Source organism: Bacillus cereus group sp. N24, assembly GCF_016483345.1.
Classification (GTDB): Bacteria; Bacillota; Bacilli; order Bacillales; family Bacillaceae_G; genus Bacillus_A; species Bacillus_A toyonensis.
The window spans coordinates 1-336 of sequence record NZ_JAEHCA010000117.1; the positions used below are offsets into that span (position 1 = coordinate 1).

Here is a 336-nt window from a genome sequence, read left to right on the forward strand (position 1 = left end):
TCCTGTTACGTAAGAAACAGAAAGAGCTAAGTGAATATAAAGCGATGTACATAATTAAGGATTATTTTTTACTTTTTTACCAAGCATTACACAAAAACACCCAAGAATTATCAAAGGTTCTCCTTCGTCTGTTTAACCTCCTACAGCACAACGGACGAAAATCTCATCGATATGAGAAAAAGACAGTCTTTGATATTTTGGGTGTTGTTTATGAGTATACCACTTCTACTCATCAGGTAGCATAGTAAAAAAATTGAAGCCCGTCAGGGTTTATTTGATATGCCTACTTTTATAAAATCTATAAAAGATAATAAAAAACTATATGGAAAGACCGCA

Annotated in this window: 1 pseudogene; it reads left to right on the top strand. The window is 32.7% G+C overall.

Features of this window, described 5'->3' with window-relative positions:
* Positions 1-245: pseudogene (locus tag JDS95_RS32320) on the top strand (IS4 family transposase); the annotation flags it as partial.
* Positions 246-336 lie beyond the last annotated feature (91 nt).